Raw genomic sequence first — 14,926 nt, 5'->3', positions numbered from 1 at the left:
AGGGTCCCTATCATCATGTCTTATGAAAACAATGGAGACGCGGTCGATCTGAACAGTGAACGGACGGCGACAGCGGTCCTTGTGCTGGGCGATGGGACCGTATTTCGCGGTTTCGGCGTCGGCATCGAGGGCGAGACAGTTGGCGAAGTCTGCTTCAATACCGCGATGACCGGCTATCAGGAAAGCCTGACCGACCCGTCCTTCGCCGGCCAGATCATCACCTTCACCTTCCCCCATATCGGCAATGTCGGCTTCAACGACGAGGATATCGAGACGCAGGGGCGCGCGGCGAACGGCCTTGTCATCCGCGCCAGCATTACCGATCCCGCCAACTGGCGCGCTGCCGGCCCGCTCAACGACTGGCTGATCGCGCGCGGCCTGATCGGCATCTCCGGCGTCGATACCCGCCGCCTCACGCATTATATCCGTAAAGCAGGCGCGCCGAACGGCGTCATCGCCCATCGCAAGGACGGCAAGTTCGATATCCCGGCGTTGCAGAAAAAAGCGGCCGAATGGCAGGGTCTTGAAGGGATGGATCTCGCCAAGGTCGTCTCCTGCACGGAACCTTATGAATGGACGGAGACGGCATGGCGGCTGAACTCCGGCTACGGGCGGCAGGACGCGCCGACACGGCATATCGTTGCCGTGGACTATGGCGTCAAGCGTAACATTCTGCGCTGCCTTGCCGAGCTTGGATGCCGCATCACGGTGGTGCCCGCGACAACGACGTTCGAGGAGATTACCGCACTGAAGCCCGATGGGGTCTTTCTCGCCAACGGGCCGGGCGATCCGGTTGCGACGGGCGAATATGCGGTGCCGGTTATCCGCTCCTGTATCGACAGCGGCATGCCTGTTTTCGGCATCTGCCTCGGCCATCAGATGCTGGCCCTCGCGGTCGGCGCGAAAACCATCAAGATGCATCAGGGCCATCGCGGCGGCAACCAGCCGGTCAAGGATCTTGTCACCGGCAGGGTCGAGATCACCTCTCAGAACCACGGCTTTGTCGTGACGCGCGAAAGCCTGCCTGACGGCGTCACGGAAACGCATAAATCCCTTTTTGATGATGTCGTCGAAGGCATCAGCCTCGATGGTCGTCCGGTCTTCTCCGTGCAGTATCATCCCGAGGCAAGCCCCGGTCCGCAGGACAGCCAATATCTTTTCCAACGTTTCATAGACCTGGTCGATAGAAAAAATGCCTAAACGTACCGATATCCAGTCCATCATGATCATCGGCGCCGGGCCCATCATCATTGGCCAGGCCTGCGAGTTCGACTATTCCGGCACTCAAGCCTGCAAGGCGCTGAAAGAAGAGGGATATCGCGTTATCCTGGTGAACTCCAACCCGGCCACCATCATGACCGACCCGGGCCTTGCGGACGCGACCTATGTCGAGCCGATCACGCCCGAGGTTGTCGAGAAGATTATCGCCAAGGAACGTCCCGACGCAATCCTGCCGACCATGGGCGGCCAGACGGCGCTCAACACGGCGCTTGCGCTTGCCGAGAACGGCGCGCTTGAGCGCTACGGCGTGCAGCTGATCGGCGCCAACCGCGAAGCCATCGCCAAGGCAGAGGACCGCGACCAGTTCCGCTCGGCGATGCTGAAAATCGGTCTCGATATGCCGAAGAGCGGCGTCGCCCACAGCCTCGCGGAAGCCTGGGCGGTGCTTGAGGAAGTCAAGCTCCCCTGCATCATCCGCCCCTCATACACCCTCGGCGGCACCGGCGGCGGCATCGCCTATAACCGCGAGGAATTTGAAGAGATCGTCACCAGCGGCCTTGACGCTTCGCCGACCACGGAAGTGCTGGTCGAGGAAAGCATCGTCGGCTGGAAGGAATATGAGATGGAAGTGATCCGCGACAAGGCGGATAACTGCATCATCATCTGCTCGATTGAGAATGTCGATCCGATGGGCGTGCATACGGGCGATTCCATCACGGTCGCACCGGCGCTCACGCTGACGGACAAAGAATATCAGATCATGCGCAACGCCTCCATCGCGGTGCTGCGCGAGATCGGCGTCGAGACCGGCGGCTCCAACGTGCAGTTCGCGGTGAACCCCGAAAACGGGCGGCTGATCATTATCGAGATGAACCCGCGTGTCTCCCGCTCAAGCGCTCTTGCCTCGAAGGCAACCGGCTTCCCGATCGCCAAGATCGCGGCAAAACTTGCCATCGGCTATACGCTTGATGAGTTGAAGAACGATATCACCGGCGTCACGCCGGCGTCCTTCGAGCCGACCATCGACTATGTGGTGACCAAAATCCCGCGCTTCACCTTCGAGAAGTTTGCGGGCGCCGAAGCCAAGCTCGGCACTTCGATGAAATCGGTTGGCGAAGTCATGGCTATTGGCCGGACCTTTGCCGAAAGCCTGCAAAAGGCTCTCCGCTCGCTCGAGACGGGCCTGACTGGCCTCAATGAACAGAATTTCTCCCGCAGTTCCGGACAGAAGGCGGACAAGCAGCAGATCCAGGCAATTCTCGCGCAAGCGACGCCGGACCGGCTCCTCAATATCGCGCAGGCCTTCCGCGAAGGGCTGAGCCTTGAGGAAATTCACGCGGCCAGCAAGTATGAGCCCTGGTTTCTCGCCCAGATCCGCGCGATTGTGGAGATGGAGAATGCGGTTCGCAAGAACGGCCTGCCGACGACCAAGGGCGGGCTGCTGACCCTCAAATCCATGGGCTTCAGTGATCGTCGCCTTGCGGAGCTCGCAGGCGGGCGCGAAGAGCATGTCGCGGCGGAGCGGCGGAAATTCGGGATCGAACCCGTCTACAAGCGCATCGACACCTGCGCCGGCGAATTCCCGTCGCAGACGCCCTACATGTACTCCACCTATGAAGGCAATGAGTGGGACGACGCGGTCTGTGAGGCGGAACCGACGGATGCGAAGAAAGTCATCATTCTCGGCGGTGGCCCCAACCGCATCGGCCAGGGGATTGAGTTTGACTATTGCTGCGTGCATGCGGCCTATGCTCTCTCCGAGGCAGGCTATGAGACCATCATGGTCAACTGCAACCCCGAGACCGTCTCAACCGACTATGACACCTCCGACCGGCTTTATTTCGAACCGCTGACCGTCGAAGATACGCTTGCGATCATTCGCAAGGAGCAGACGAACGGCACGCTGCATGGCGTGATCGTACAGTTCGGCGGCCAGACGCCGCTTAAACTTGCCGCCGCGCTCGAGGCCGCGAACGTGCCGATCCTCGGAACAACGCCCGATGCCATCGACCTTGCGGAAGATCGCGAACGGTTCCAGCAGCTTCTCCATAAGCTCGGCCTCAAGCAGCCGGAAAACGGGATCGCGCGCTCTGTGGAGGAGGCGTTTGCGGTGGCCGAGCGGATCGGCTATCCGGTTGTCGTTCGCCCCTCTTACGTTCTCGGCGGGCGCGGCATGGAAATCGTGCGCGACGGCGCCTCGCTCGATCGCTATATGCGCGAGGCCGTAATCGTCTCGGGCGACAGCCCGGTGCTAGTGGACGGATATCTGCAGAACGCCATCGAAGTCGATGTCGACTGCCTCTCCGACGGGAAAACCGTCTTCGTTGCCGGCGTCATGGAACATATCGAGGAAGCGGGCATCCATTCCGGGGACAGCGCCTGCGCACTGCCTCCCCATACGCTGCCGGCGGATGTGATTACCGAGATCAAACGCCAGACCCGTGAAATGGCGCTCGCCCTCAACGTGATCGGGCTGATGAACGTCCAGTTCGCGGTCAAGGAGAACGACATCTATATCCTTGAAGTCAACCCGCGAGCGAGCCGCACGGTGCCGTTTGTCGCCAAGAGCATCGATTACCCGATCGCCAAGATCGCCGCGCGCGTCATGGCCGGGGAAAGCCTCGCCTCCTTCAATCTCCAAGATCGCACGCTCAACCATGTAACCGTCAAGGAAGCCGTCTTCCCCTTCTCGCGCTTCCCGGGCGTTGATGTGGTGCTGGGTCCGGAGATGCGGTCAACTGGCGAAGTGATGGGCCTCGACAATGACTTTGGCGGCGCGTTCCTGAAGGCTCAGATCGCCGCCGGCGTCCGCCTTCCGACAAAGGGAACGGTGTTCGTCTCGGTCAAGGATCATGACAAGGCGCTGATCAAGAACGCGGTGGCGAAGCTCATAAAACTTGGCTTCAACATCGTATCGACCGGCGGAACGGCAGCCTATTTCACGGCCGAAGGCCTCGCTGTCACGCGGATCAACAAGGTGATGGAAGGCCGCCCGAATATCGTTGATTCCATGAAAAACGGGGAGATCGCGCTCGTCTTCAACACGACCGAAGGGGCGCAGGCCCTGCGGGACAGTTACGACATCCGCCACACCGCGCTGGTCATGAAAATCCCTTACTCGACAACCGTCGCCGGAGCTTTTGCAACGGTCGAAGCCATTGAGAAAATTATCACCGGGACCCTTGAAGTTAAATCCCTTCAATCCTATTCTTAATTTCTTGACAAGCTCTGACTATCCCTATAGTCAGGGCGGCTTTGTGACCAGTTCAAGCTTTTTATTCACGTAACGACGTAATCGAGATTTCAAATGGAAAGACTACCGATGACGGCTGCGGGTTATGCGCGGCTTGAAAAAGAATTGAAAGAGTTGAAATCAACGGCTCGCCCGGCGGTTATCCAGGCAATCGCGACGGCGCGCGATCATGGGGATCTTTCAGAAAACGCCGAATATCACGCCGCGAAGGAGCAGCAGTCGCTTATCGAAGGGCGTATCGCCGAGCTTCAGGACAAGCTGAGCCGGGCCGAAGTCATCGATGTCGCCTCGATCTCCGGTCGCCAGATCAAATTTGGCGCAACGATCCTGCTCGCCGACGAAGACACCGACGAGGAGACCAGCTACCAGATCGTCGGTGAGGATGAAAGCAACATCGAGGAAGGCCGCCTTTCCATCACCGCACCGCTTGCGCGCGCGCTGATCGGCAAGGAACAGGGCGACAGTGTTGAAGTAATGACGCCCGGCGGCGCCAAGGCATATGAAGTAATCGAAGTCCGCTATCAGGGCTGATACTTCGGTTTTACGTTTGTGCTCCTGAAGATGATTCAGGGGTTTTATTATGTCTGGCGTACCCATTTCCCTTCAGGACTGGATTTCAGCGCGGGTCATCCGCGCTGGAATGTTCCGTTGGCTGGGGCGTAACGGTGAGAACGGTGACGCCGCTGGGTGCGTTGAAGCGATGCCAGCAGCCCTTCGGGACCACGGTCAGCATGCCGCTTTTCAAGATGAGCCTGTCTTCCCCGCCCTCGCGCCCGAGGATCGTGAGTTCCGTCTCTCCGGCCAGCACCTGCACCAGCTCATCGCCGCCCTGATGCCTCTCCCACGGGCTGGCGCCATCGAAACTGCCGGTGAAAACGGCGCCATTTCCGAATTTAGCAAGATTTGCAAAGGCCGCCGCCGCTTCCGCGTCGCTCGTCTGCGGCCCCCGGGCTTTGAGCGGGGTCAGGGTATCGAGCACCTTCCTGATATCAATCGCTTTCGGCATATGAGCTTCCTTCTCTCTTGTTCCGCGCTCAGCGGCCTGATCGCATCCCTGCCATTTAAGGAATATTAGGATTTCTTCGCTAATATAGCTCCCCATGCGGAAACGACCAATGCCGGCAAGAAGAAATCAGTCCCATGTCTGAATTCCCCAAACTCAAAAACCTTCGGGTTCTTTTCGTCGATGATAACAGGGAAATGCAACGGTTTCTCAGGAGCCTCCTCTCCTCCATGGACATCGTCAACATCCGCGGCTGTTCCGACGCGGAGAGCTGCCTGCAGATGATGGCGGAGCAACCTGCCGATATCATCATCACCGATCTTATCCTTGGGTCGGGCAACGGGCTCGACCTGATCCGCCGCATTCGTCAGGCGGAGCGAAATGTCGATTACGACACCCCGATCCTCGTGCTGACCGGCCAGGTGAGTGTCGCCGACGTTCTTGCCGCGCGCGATGCTGGCGCGACGGAGTTTCTCGCCAAGCCGGTGTCCTTCGGCGCATTGCACGACCGGCTCGTCTGGATGATCGAGAATCCCCGCCCGTTCATCAAGGCGGTCGATTTCATCGGTCCCGACCGGCGCCGCCGGTCAGCCGGTGGCTTTGGCGGCACCGAGCGCCGGAAGCGATAATCGCGACGGGCGCTCCGCTTACTTTTTCAGCGGATAGCCGGCGCTTGCCAGTATTTCGGTAATCTCGTCGAGAACGGCCGGATCGTCGATGGTTGCGGGCGCGTTGTAGGGCTCCCCGTCGGCAATCTTTCGCATGACGCCCCGCAAGATCTTGCCGGAGCGCGTCTTCGGCAGCCTGCCCACGATCAGGGCGAGCTTGAAGGCCGCAACCGGTCCGATCTTTTCACGAACGATGGCGACAAGCTCCTTCTCGATTTCTTCCTTCGGGCGGTTCACCCCCATGTTGAGCACGACAAAGCCAACCGGCACCTGCCCTTTCAGGGGATCTTGAACGCCGACGACCGCGCATTCGGCAACCTCGGGATGCGAGGCGAGCGCCTCCTCCATGCCTCCGGTCGAGAGGCGATGCCCCGCGACGTTGATGATATCGTCGGTGCGCGCCATGACGAAGAGATACCCCTCCTCGTCGATATAGCCGGCATCGCCCGTTTTATAGTAGCCCGGAATATCGGCCATGTAGGATTTCACGAAGCCCGCGTCATTCTGCCAAAGCGTCGGTAGCGAGCCCGGCGGCAGGGGAAGTTTCACGGCGATCGCGCCGATCTCCCCGCGTTTCATTTCACTCTTTCCATCGGCTTCGTTGATGACGCGGATGTCATATCCCGGCACCGGGAAGGTCGGGCTGCCAAGCTTGACGGGCTTCATCCCGTAGCCCATGCAGTTGGCGCCGATCGCCCAGCCGGTTTCCGTCTGCCACCAGTGATCGATGACCGGGACTTTCAACTGCTGCTGCGCCCAGATGATGGTGTCCGGATCGGCCCGCTCCCCGGCCAGAAACAGCGTATCGAAATGACCGAGATCATATTTTCCGATATGCTTTCCTTCCGGATCCTGCTGACGGATCGCGCGGAATGCGGTCGGCGCGGTAAAAAGGGCTTTGACCTTGTGATCCTGAATGACGCGCCAGAACGCGCCCGCATCGGGCGTCCCGACCGGCTTGCCCTCGTAAAGGATCGTCGTGCAGCCATGCAGAAGCGGCGCATAGACGATATAGGAATGCCCGACCACCCAGCCGACATCCGATGCCGCCCAGAATACCTCCCCCGGGTTGATGTTATAGACATATTGCATGGACCAGCGGAGCGCGACCGCATGGCCGCCGTTATCGCGCACCACGCCCTTCGGCACACCGGTCGTCCCGGATGTGTAGAGGATATAAAGCGGATCGGTTGCCGCAACGGGAACGCACGGCGCAGGCGTCGCGGCCGCTTCCAGCTCCCGCCAGTCATAGTCCCGGCCGGGGCGAAGCTCGGCCAGACATTCCGGGCGCTGCAGGATAACCACCGTCTCCGGCTTGTGGGTCGACATGTCAATCGCTTCGTCGATCAGCGGCTTGTAGCCGATGGTCCTTGAGGGCTCGATACCGCACGATGCGGCAAGAATGGCGACGGGCTTCGCATCGTTGATCCGCGTCGCCAGCTCTTTGGGCGCGAAGCCGCCAAAAACGACGCTATGGATGGCGCCGATCCGCGCGCAGGCCAGCATCGCCACGGCCGCTTCCGGCACCATCGGCATATATATAAGTACGCGGTCGCCCTTCTTGACGCCTTTCGCCGCAAGTGCGCCGGCAAAACGGGCGACAATATCGGTAAATTCACGGTAGGTGAATTTCCGGACCTGGCCGGTGACGGGGCTGTCATAAATCAGCGCCGCCTGCTCCCCCCGCCCCTCCTCGACATGACGGTCGAGGCAGTTGTAGCAGGTGTTCAGCTCCGCCCCTTCAAACCAGCGGTAAAAGGGTGGCTTGTCATCGTTGAGTACACGATCCCAGGGCTTAGACCAGCTGATACTTTCGGCAGCCCCGGCCCAGAAGACATCGGGCTTCTCCAGCGATAACCGATAATCCGTTTCATAGCTTGTCATGGGTCGTCTCCGGTTGAAATTTTTCTACCTACTAAATGAACTGGTCGGACCTGCCGATGTCAATAGAGAGTGCCGTAAAAAAAGCCCGCGACAAGTCGTCGCGGGCTTTTTACTTGGTCGAATGTGTCAGTCTTTTGAGGAAGACTTGAAAAGATCTTCAAGACGCTTCGCCGCGGCTTCTTTTTCCAGCTCTTCCTCTGATTTGCGGCTGGTCGATTTTCCGAACACCGCCTCCGCTTCCGCGCGGGGATCAAAGGCGTCTTCCTTCTGCGCCTGCTGCTTTTTAAGCTCGTAAGGCGTGAGGGGAACCGCTGCCGCTTCGGCCGCGACGGCGGCCGCAACCTCTTCCATCAGCTTCTCGTGATCCTCTTCCTTGCGGCGATGTGCGGATTTCTGAACCGCCTCATCAAGTTCGAGCTGCGTGCAGATGCCAAGGCTTACCGGATCGCGCGGGCGAATGTTCTGCGCGTTCCAATGGGTGCGGTCACGGACCGCATTGATCGTCGCCTTCGTCGTTCCGATCAGCTTCGAGATTTGCGCGTCGGTCAGCTCGGGGTGGAATTTCACCAGCCATGCAATCGCATCCGGCCGGTCGCCGCGGCGCGACACCGGCGTGTAACGCCCGCCCCGACGGCGCGGCTGCGGCACATCGGCGGTCGGCTTGCTGATCTTGAGGCGGGCCGACGGATCGCCCTGACAGCGATCAAGCTCTTCCTGCGTCAACTGGCCATTGGCAATCGGATCCTGACCGACAATCCCGACGGCAACTTCACCATCCGCGATGCCCTGCACCTCAAGAGGGTGCAAACCGCAAAAATCGGCGATCTGCTGAAAGGACAAAGATGTATTGTCGATTAGCCAAACGGCCGTCGCCTTTGGTAATAATGGCGTAACCATAAAATCTCCTTTGACGGTCTGATCTTCGCTGATCACGACCTGGAACTGTTTCCTGTACTGTATATGGAGAAAAACAGTCTCGAAGTCTACATCAAAACCTGCAAAACAATTTTCCCGATATGGCCGGAATCATCAATCCGGCGGTGTGCTTCGGCCGCCTCATCCAGCGAAAATACGCTGTCGATAACAGGCTTCACCGTTCCCGCGGAAAGAAGCGGCCAGACCTTCTCTTTCAACCGCTCGCCGATCTCGGCTTTCGCCTGCACCGACTGCGGGCGCAAGGTAGAGCCGGTGATGGTAAGGCGTTTCAGCATCACAGGCGCGAAATTGACCGTTGCCTTGGGGCCGCCGAGGAAGGCGATATAGACCAGCCGCCCTTCAACGGCGAGCGCGCTGAGATTGCGCTGGATGTAGTCGCCGCCGACCATATCAAGGATCAGATCGACGCCCTTGCCGTCCGTCAGCTCCTTGACGACCTTGACGAAATCCTCCTCCCTGTAGTTGATCCCCCGCTCCGCGCCGAGTTCCTCGATCGCCCGGCATTTGTCATCGGTCGATGCCGTCGCAAAGACCCGCGCGCCGAACGCCCGGGCAAGCTGGATGGCCGTCGTTCCGATGCCGCTTGCGCCGCCATGGACGAGGAAGCTCTCCCCGCCATCGAGGCGGCCGCGATCGAACACATTCGTCCAGACCGTGAAGAAGGTTTCCGGAAGCGCCGCGGCCTCGACGAGATCGAACCCTTTCGGAATGTCGAGGCACTGGGCTTCCGGCGCGACGCAATATTCCGCGTAGCCGCCGCCCGCCACCAGCGCGCACAGCTGGTCGCCTTCCTTGTAACGGGTGACGCCGGCGCCCCGCGCGACAACCGTGCCCGAGATTTCGAGCCCCGGAATGTCCGATGCGCCGGGCGGCGGCGCATAGCCGCCCATGCGCTGCAGGACGTCCGGGCGGTTGATCCCGGCCGCGGCAACCTTGATCAGCACTTCATCATGGCCCGGCTCCGGCACCGGACGCGTCGTCGGCACCAGCATTTCCGGTCCGCCGAACTCCTTGATTTCAATCGCGGTCATCGTTTTTGGCACGCTTGTCATGCTATTCTCCAGGCTTGCGGACTGTCACACGTCAGCTCATATAACGCGACATTCCGGACGTCTTTGCGTATTCTGTCTCGGGATGCATAGCATATTGAGGAATGCGACAATGACAAGCGATGATGATGAGGACAGAAGCGCACAATCACTGCGCGGAATGAATTTTGACAGCATGTCCATTGCCGAGCTCGAAGACTATATCGCCGACCTCGACACCGAGATTGCGCGGGCGAAGTCGATGATCGAGCGAAAGCGTCTGGCACAGAACGCCGCGGCCGGTTTTTTCAAAAGCTGACGGCGTCGGCAGATCGCTCGTTCGTAGGGGCGTCCCGAATCAGGAGACAAGCTTGTGGACAATACCTTGAGAATCAGTATATTTGTTAACCATAATTTAATCTTTTCTTATTAATCTGATAGTGCGGCCCCTGACCGGGCTGCGTTGATTGGAAGCACTTTTCCAGTCTTTATGACGCCTCCCTGTTGACTTGAGCCGCCCTTCTCCGGGCGGCTCTTTTTTTGTATGGGGCATTTAACAAAAAATTGTATGTATTCCCCTTGACTCGGTTTTCAATTCAGAGTTCTAATTTGCCCATCAGCAGCAAGTCTGACAGGTAGAGGCAAAAAAGAGGGGGCGCCGTAATGGCAGCCCCCTCAATAATTTCAGTTACTTGTCTATTTTTCCGGAACCCCGATACGCGGCAGGCCGCCTTTCGCGCTCTGGCTCGGACCAAACGCCTTGTCGAGGATGCTCGTGCTGTCCTCGGCGAGCAGAATGGCGTCCGTCAGAAGGTTCAGAATACGCATGTTGTTGGTGAGAACGGCCCGCGCCTCGGGCCTCGGATCATCAGTTATCAGCGCGCAGCGGTCCAGGATGTCCTTGCGCACCATCGCCAGAATCTCTTCCAGCTTTTTTCCTGACGGATTTTCTTCGGTTACCAGAAAATGGGTCACTGCGATGCCCTCAGTTTGCGAATACGGCAAACAGTATGACCCGTTTTTGGTTAATTTTCCGCTAACCCTCGCCCGCTTTCTCAGCTTCCGGCTTTCGTCTCATCGAGCGCAACCGGCACGCCCGGCAGGAATTTGGAGACGCGGATGCCGAGCGAGGTTTTGACATGCGCGACATTCGGCGCGGCGGTCAGCTTGTTGGTGAGGAAAGTCTGATAGGTATCCCAATCTTTCGCCACCACCTTCAGGATAAAGTCATTCTCCCCCGCCAGCATGTAGCATTCCCGCACCAGCGGCCAGCTGTTGACGAGATTTTCAAACGCGGTGAGATCCGCCTCCGCCTGGCTTTGCAGGCCGACGAGCGCAAAAATAGTCACGCCAAACCCAAGCTGCTCCGGGTTAAGGCGGGCATGATAGCCTTCAATATACCCCGCTTCTTCGAGCGCCCGGACCCGGCGCAAACAGGGAGGCGCTGAAATGCCGGCGTTTTTCGCCAGCTCAACATTGGTGATGCGTCCGTCTTCCTGCAGGTCATGCAGAATCCGGCGATCTATTTCATCAAGCTTAACGCGTTGCATTATGTCCTCCGACTGTCATTAGCGCGCAATATTATTACAAAGATTACCCCGCGCCAAGGAGATAGACGTACAAAGCATCCCGAAGCCGCAGTAAAATTACCGCCGCCCCGTCAAATCGCTTGACCGGCGAAGGAACGGCATTCTATGCCAGCAGGTATGCATGACGAAAATGGACAACACAGGCCGTCCTGCTGGGTCGTCACCGACGGCAGCGCCGGGATGGAAAACCAGTGTATCGGCCTTGCGGAGGCGCTCGGCCTTGATTTTACCGTCAAACGAATAGCGACCACGCGCCCGTGGCGCTGGCTGCCGCCGCAGCTGTGGCTGGATCCGCTGAAACGTCTCAGCCCGCAAGGCGACCTGCTGACCCCGCCCTGGCCGGATGTTCTGATTACCTGCGGCCGGCAGGCCATACCGATGAGCCTTGCAATAAAAAAGGCAAACGGCCCGGACACATTCACGATCCACATTCAGACGCCGAACTGTGATGCCGCGCGCTTCGATCTTGTGATTATCCCCGAACACGACCGCCTGCGCGGACCGAACGTCCTTGTCAGTATCGGATCGCTCGGCCGCATCACGCCGAAAATATTGCAGGAGGCCGCGTCCCGCTTCGCGCCCGAGGTTGCTGATCTCCCGCGCCCGCTCGTCACTGTCCTCGTCGGCGGGAGCAACCGCTGCTATGACATGAACGAGAACGTCATGCGCGATCTCGCCGCAAAACTCACATCCTTGCAGAAGGAAACCGGCGCCAGCTTTCTTGTCACCACCTCGCGCCGGACGGGCGCGGAAAATGAGGCGATCCTCCGCGGCGCCCTCGCGTCGCTGCCGCACCGGCTCTGGACAGGCGAGGGGGAAAACCCCTATTTCGGATATCTTGCGCTCGCCGATGCGCTGATCGTGACGGGAGATTCGGTCAATATGGTCTGCGAGGCCTGTGCGGCAGGGAAACCGGTCTATATTTTCGAGCTGCCGGGCGGCAACCGGAAGTTCAATTATTTTCACAGCAGCCTGCAGCAAAAGGGCTACACGCGCCCCTTTCACGGCCATCTTGAGGAGTGGCACACGCCGCCGCTTCAGGAAACGCGCCGGATTGCCGCTAAAGTTGCGCGCATTCTGGCGGATCGGCAACAGGGCCGCTGACCTTTTCGTTTGCGCAGCGCGGCAAAGCGTCACCCTCCCCTTGCATGGCTGCGCCACAATATATACATAATCTGGTATCAAAAAGAATCAGCTAACCCCCGGAGTTCCCCATGTCGGACGTGCACCACACAGAAGTTCTCATCATCGGATCGGGCCCGGCGGGGGCAACAGCAGCGATCTATGCCGCGCGTGCGTCGCTCAATCCCATCCTCGTGCATGGCCTTCAGCCCGGCGGGCAGCTGACGATTACCACCGATGTCGAGAATTACCCCGGCTTTGCCGAGACGATCCAGGGCCCGTGGCTGATGGAGCAGATGGAGGCGCAGGCTCGCAATGTCGGCACGCGCATCATCAGCGACTATATCGTCGACCTTGACGTCACTCGCCGCCCGTTCGTCGCTACGGGTGATTCCGGCGCCAAATACATTGCCGAAACCGTCATCATCGCGACGGGCGCCACGGCCAAATGGCTTGGCCTGCCGTCAGAGCAGAAATTCATGGGCTTTGGCGTTTCGGCCTGCGCAACCTGCGACGGATTTTTCTATCGCGGCAAGAATGTGATGGTGATCGGCGGCGGCAACACCGCGGTCGAAGAGGCCATTTACCTCACCAATCATGCGGACAGGGTCACGCTGGTCCATCGCCGCGATGAACTCCGGGCGGAAAAAATACTCATCGACCGGCTGAAGAAGAACCCGAAGATCGAGGTTATCTGGGACAGCGTGCTTGAGGAGGTTATCGGTACGGAGGATCCACTCGGCGTCACCGCGGCGCGGCTTCGCAATGTGAAGACCGGCGAGGTCACCGACATTCCGGTGCATGGCGTCTTTGTCGCGATCGGCCACAAGCCGAACACGGAGCTCTTCAAAGGTAAGCTGGATATGGACGCGGAAGGCTATCTTATCACTGTGCCGGGCACGACGCGCACCAACATTCCCGGCATTTTCGCGGCGGGCGATGTGCAGGATAAAATCTACCGCCAGGCCGTGACCGCGGCCGGAACGGGCTGCATGGCGGCCCTCGAAGCCGAAAAGTTCATCGCAGAAAATGAGAGTGAATCGGCAGAGGCGGCCGAATAGGGAGGCAGGACGGAGAGCCAGAAAAGACCCGGGCGAGCCGTCTCAGAGAGAATATGGACTGGGACAAGTTACGTATATTTCATGCGGTCGCGCAGGCTGGCAGCTTCACACGGGCGGGCGAGATCCTGCACCTCAGCCAGTCAGCCGTCAGCCGGCAGATCAGCGCGCTTGAAGAAAGCCTGAACGTTTCCCTGTTTCATCGCCACGCGCGCGGCCTGTTGCTGACCGAGCAGGGCGAGCTTCTGTTTGATACCGCCCGCGACGTCTCGGCCAAACTTGCGATGACGGAGGCACGGCTTATGGATGCGCATGAAAAGCCGTCGGGGGAGTTGCGCGTAACGGCGACCGTCGGGCTCGGCGCGAACTGGCTGACGCCGCGCATTCGCGAGTTTATCGAGCTTTATCCCGGAATTACCGTCAACCTGATCCTGGCCGACCGGGAACTCGACCTTGGGATGCGCGAAGCGGATATCGCGATCCGGATGCGCGCACCGCAGCAGCCCGACCTCATTCAGCGCAAGCTGATGGCAATCAACCACCATGTCTATGCGTCCCCCGAATATCTCAAGAAGCACGGCACCCCGACGCGGATCGAGGATCTGCTGGACAGCAGCCTGATTACCTATGGCGACGAGGCTCCGGCCAATCTCTCCAACGTAAACTGGCTGGCGCGGGAACTCTCCAAGATCGGGCGGATAAAGGAGCCAATTTTCAAGGTCAACAACGTCAACGGCCTTCTCCTCGCGGTGCAGAGCGGCCTCGGGATTGCGGGGCTACCCGACTATATCGTGCATGGCCATACGAATGTCGTCCGTATCCTGCCCGAAGTCGGCGGCCCGACATTCGATTCCTACTATGTCTATCCCGAAGAGCTGCGCAAATCCAAACGCGTCAATATCTTCCGTGATTTTCTCATCCGCAAGGTCGCCGAATACGCCTTCTGAGGCCAGCCATGCGGGCGATGCATACGAGAGTTGCCAAGATTGCGCTTTCCTGAGGTCTCGCGATTTCATATAAAGAGGGCGAGCGATGTTGCGACGCAGCATACCGCTCCTTCAAGACCTCCCATCTTGAAGAAATTGCAAAATCTCCTCCCTGATTTATGCAATTTTATGTCTATTGACATATTACCTCCCTGTTAGACTTGCCGGCCTCTTAATT

General features: G+C 59.2%; 14 protein-coding genes. 8 read left to right on the top strand and 6 right to left on the bottom strand.

The features are described from left to right. The first annotated feature begins 15 nt into the window (after positions 1-15). From carA to greA, 3 genes are all read left to right on the top strand, one after another. Positions 16-1,200: a glutamine-hydrolyzing carbamoyl-phosphate synthase small subunit gene (gene carA, locus V7Z56_RS00785; RefSeq protein ID WP_334127432.1), complete on the top strand. Its 1,185-nt coding sequence runs from the start codon at positions 16-18 to the stop codon at positions 1,198-1,200. After that, the gene (gene carB / locus V7Z56_RS00780; RefSeq protein WP_334127431.1) at positions 1,193-4,435 is read left to right on the top strand and encodes a carbamoyl-phosphate synthase large subunit; all 3,243 of its coding nucleotides are present in this window, start codon (positions 1,193-1,195) and stop codon (positions 4,433-4,435) included. The genes carA and carB overlap by 8 nt, the downstream gene beginning before the upstream one ends. A gap of 93 nt (positions 4,436-4,528) precedes the next feature. Further along, the gene (greA, locus tag V7Z56_RS00775; RefSeq protein ID WP_334127430.1) at positions 4,529-5,005 is read left to right on the top strand and encodes a transcription elongation factor GreA; all 477 of its coding nucleotides are present in this window, start codon (positions 4,529-4,531) and stop codon (positions 5,003-5,005) included. Positions 5,006-5,090: 85 nt separating this feature from the next. Here the strand turns inward: greA and V7Z56_RS00770 are convergent, their stop codons facing one another. Beyond that, positions 5,091-5,480 carry a cupin domain-containing protein gene (locus tag V7Z56_RS00770; protein ID WP_334127429.1) on the bottom strand — a complete coding sequence of 130 codons (390 nt, stop codon included), beginning with the start codon at positions 5,478-5,480 and terminating at the stop codon, positions 5,091-5,093. Between the two features lie 134 nt (positions 5,481-5,614). Here V7Z56_RS00770 and V7Z56_RS00765 point away from each other — a divergent pair, with 134 nt between their 5' ends. Beyond that, positions 5,615-6,106, top strand: coding sequence for a response regulator transcription factor (locus V7Z56_RS00765; protein ID WP_334127428.1), 492 nt, complete (start codon positions 5,615-5,617; stop codon positions 6,104-6,106). Between the two features lie 18 nt (positions 6,107-6,124). Here the strand turns inward: V7Z56_RS00765 and V7Z56_RS00760 are convergent, their stop codons facing one another. The 3 genes from V7Z56_RS00760 to V7Z56_RS00750 all read right to left on the bottom strand — a co-directional run bounded on the left by V7Z56_RS00760 (position 6,125) and on the right by V7Z56_RS00750 (position 10,017). Then, positions 6,125-8,029, bottom strand: a complete 1,905-nt coding sequence (locus tag V7Z56_RS00760; RefSeq protein WP_334127427.1) for a propionyl-CoA synthetase — start codon at positions 8,027-8,029, stop codon at positions 6,125-6,127. A gap of 126 nt (positions 8,030-8,155) precedes the next feature. Further along, entirely contained in the window at positions 8,156-8,926 is a 771-nt protein-coding gene (locus V7Z56_RS00755; RefSeq protein WP_334127426.1) for a DUF1013 domain-containing protein, read from the bottom strand. A gap of 86 nt (positions 8,927-9,012) precedes the next feature. After that, positions 9,013-10,017: an NAD(P)H-quinone oxidoreductase gene (locus V7Z56_RS00750; protein ID WP_334127425.1), complete on the bottom strand. Its 1,005-nt coding sequence runs from the start codon at positions 10,015-10,017 to the stop codon at positions 9,013-9,015. Between the two features lie 109 nt (positions 10,018-10,126). Between V7Z56_RS00750 and V7Z56_RS00745 the strand changes: the two genes are divergently transcribed. After that, the gene (locus V7Z56_RS00745) at positions 10,127-10,312 is read left to right on the top strand and encodes a DUF1192 domain-containing protein (protein ID WP_334127424.1); all 186 of its coding nucleotides are present in this window, start codon (positions 10,127-10,129) and stop codon (positions 10,310-10,312) included. A gap of 377 nt (positions 10,313-10,689) precedes the next feature. On the opposite strand, the gene V7Z56_RS00740 is transcribed toward V7Z56_RS00745, so the two are convergent. Together V7Z56_RS00740 and V7Z56_RS00735 are read right to left on the bottom strand one after the other, a co-directional pair. Then, entirely contained in the window at positions 10,690-10,968 is a 279-nt protein-coding gene (locus V7Z56_RS00740; RefSeq protein ID WP_334127423.1) for a hypothetical protein, read from the bottom strand. Between the two features lie 80 nt (positions 10,969-11,048). After that, complete coding sequence (locus V7Z56_RS00735) at positions 11,049-11,543, bottom strand: Lrp/AsnC family transcriptional regulator (RefSeq protein ID WP_334127422.1); 495 nt, start codon at positions 11,541-11,543, stop codon at positions 11,049-11,051. A gap of 144 nt (positions 11,544-11,687) precedes the next feature. Between V7Z56_RS00735 and V7Z56_RS00730 the strand changes: the two genes are divergently transcribed. From V7Z56_RS00730 to V7Z56_RS00720, 3 genes are all read left to right on the top strand, one after another. Further along, positions 11,688-12,686, top strand: coding sequence for a mitochondrial fission ELM1 family protein (locus V7Z56_RS00730; protein WP_334127421.1), 999 nt, complete (start codon positions 11,688-11,690; stop codon positions 12,684-12,686). Positions 12,687-12,796: 110 nt separating this feature from the next. Continuing rightward, the gene (gene trxB, locus V7Z56_RS00725) at positions 12,797-13,765 is read left to right on the top strand and encodes a thioredoxin-disulfide reductase (RefSeq protein WP_334127420.1); all 969 of its coding nucleotides are present in this window, start codon (positions 12,797-12,799) and stop codon (positions 13,763-13,765) included. 53 nt (positions 13,766-13,818) lie between these two features. After that, positions 13,819-14,709 (top strand): LysR family transcriptional regulator, encoded by an 891-nt coding sequence (locus tag V7Z56_RS00720; RefSeq protein ID WP_334127419.1) that lies wholly within the window; start codon positions 13,819-13,821, stop codon positions 14,707-14,709. Positions 14,710-14,926 lie beyond the last annotated feature (217 nt).

It is taken from the genome of Sneathiella sp. (genome assembly GCF_036844445.1).
Taxonomy (GTDB): Bacteria; Pseudomonadota; Alphaproteobacteria; order Sneathiellales; family Sneathiellaceae; genus Sneathiella.
This window is presented reverse-complemented; position numbering and strand designations above follow the sequence as displayed.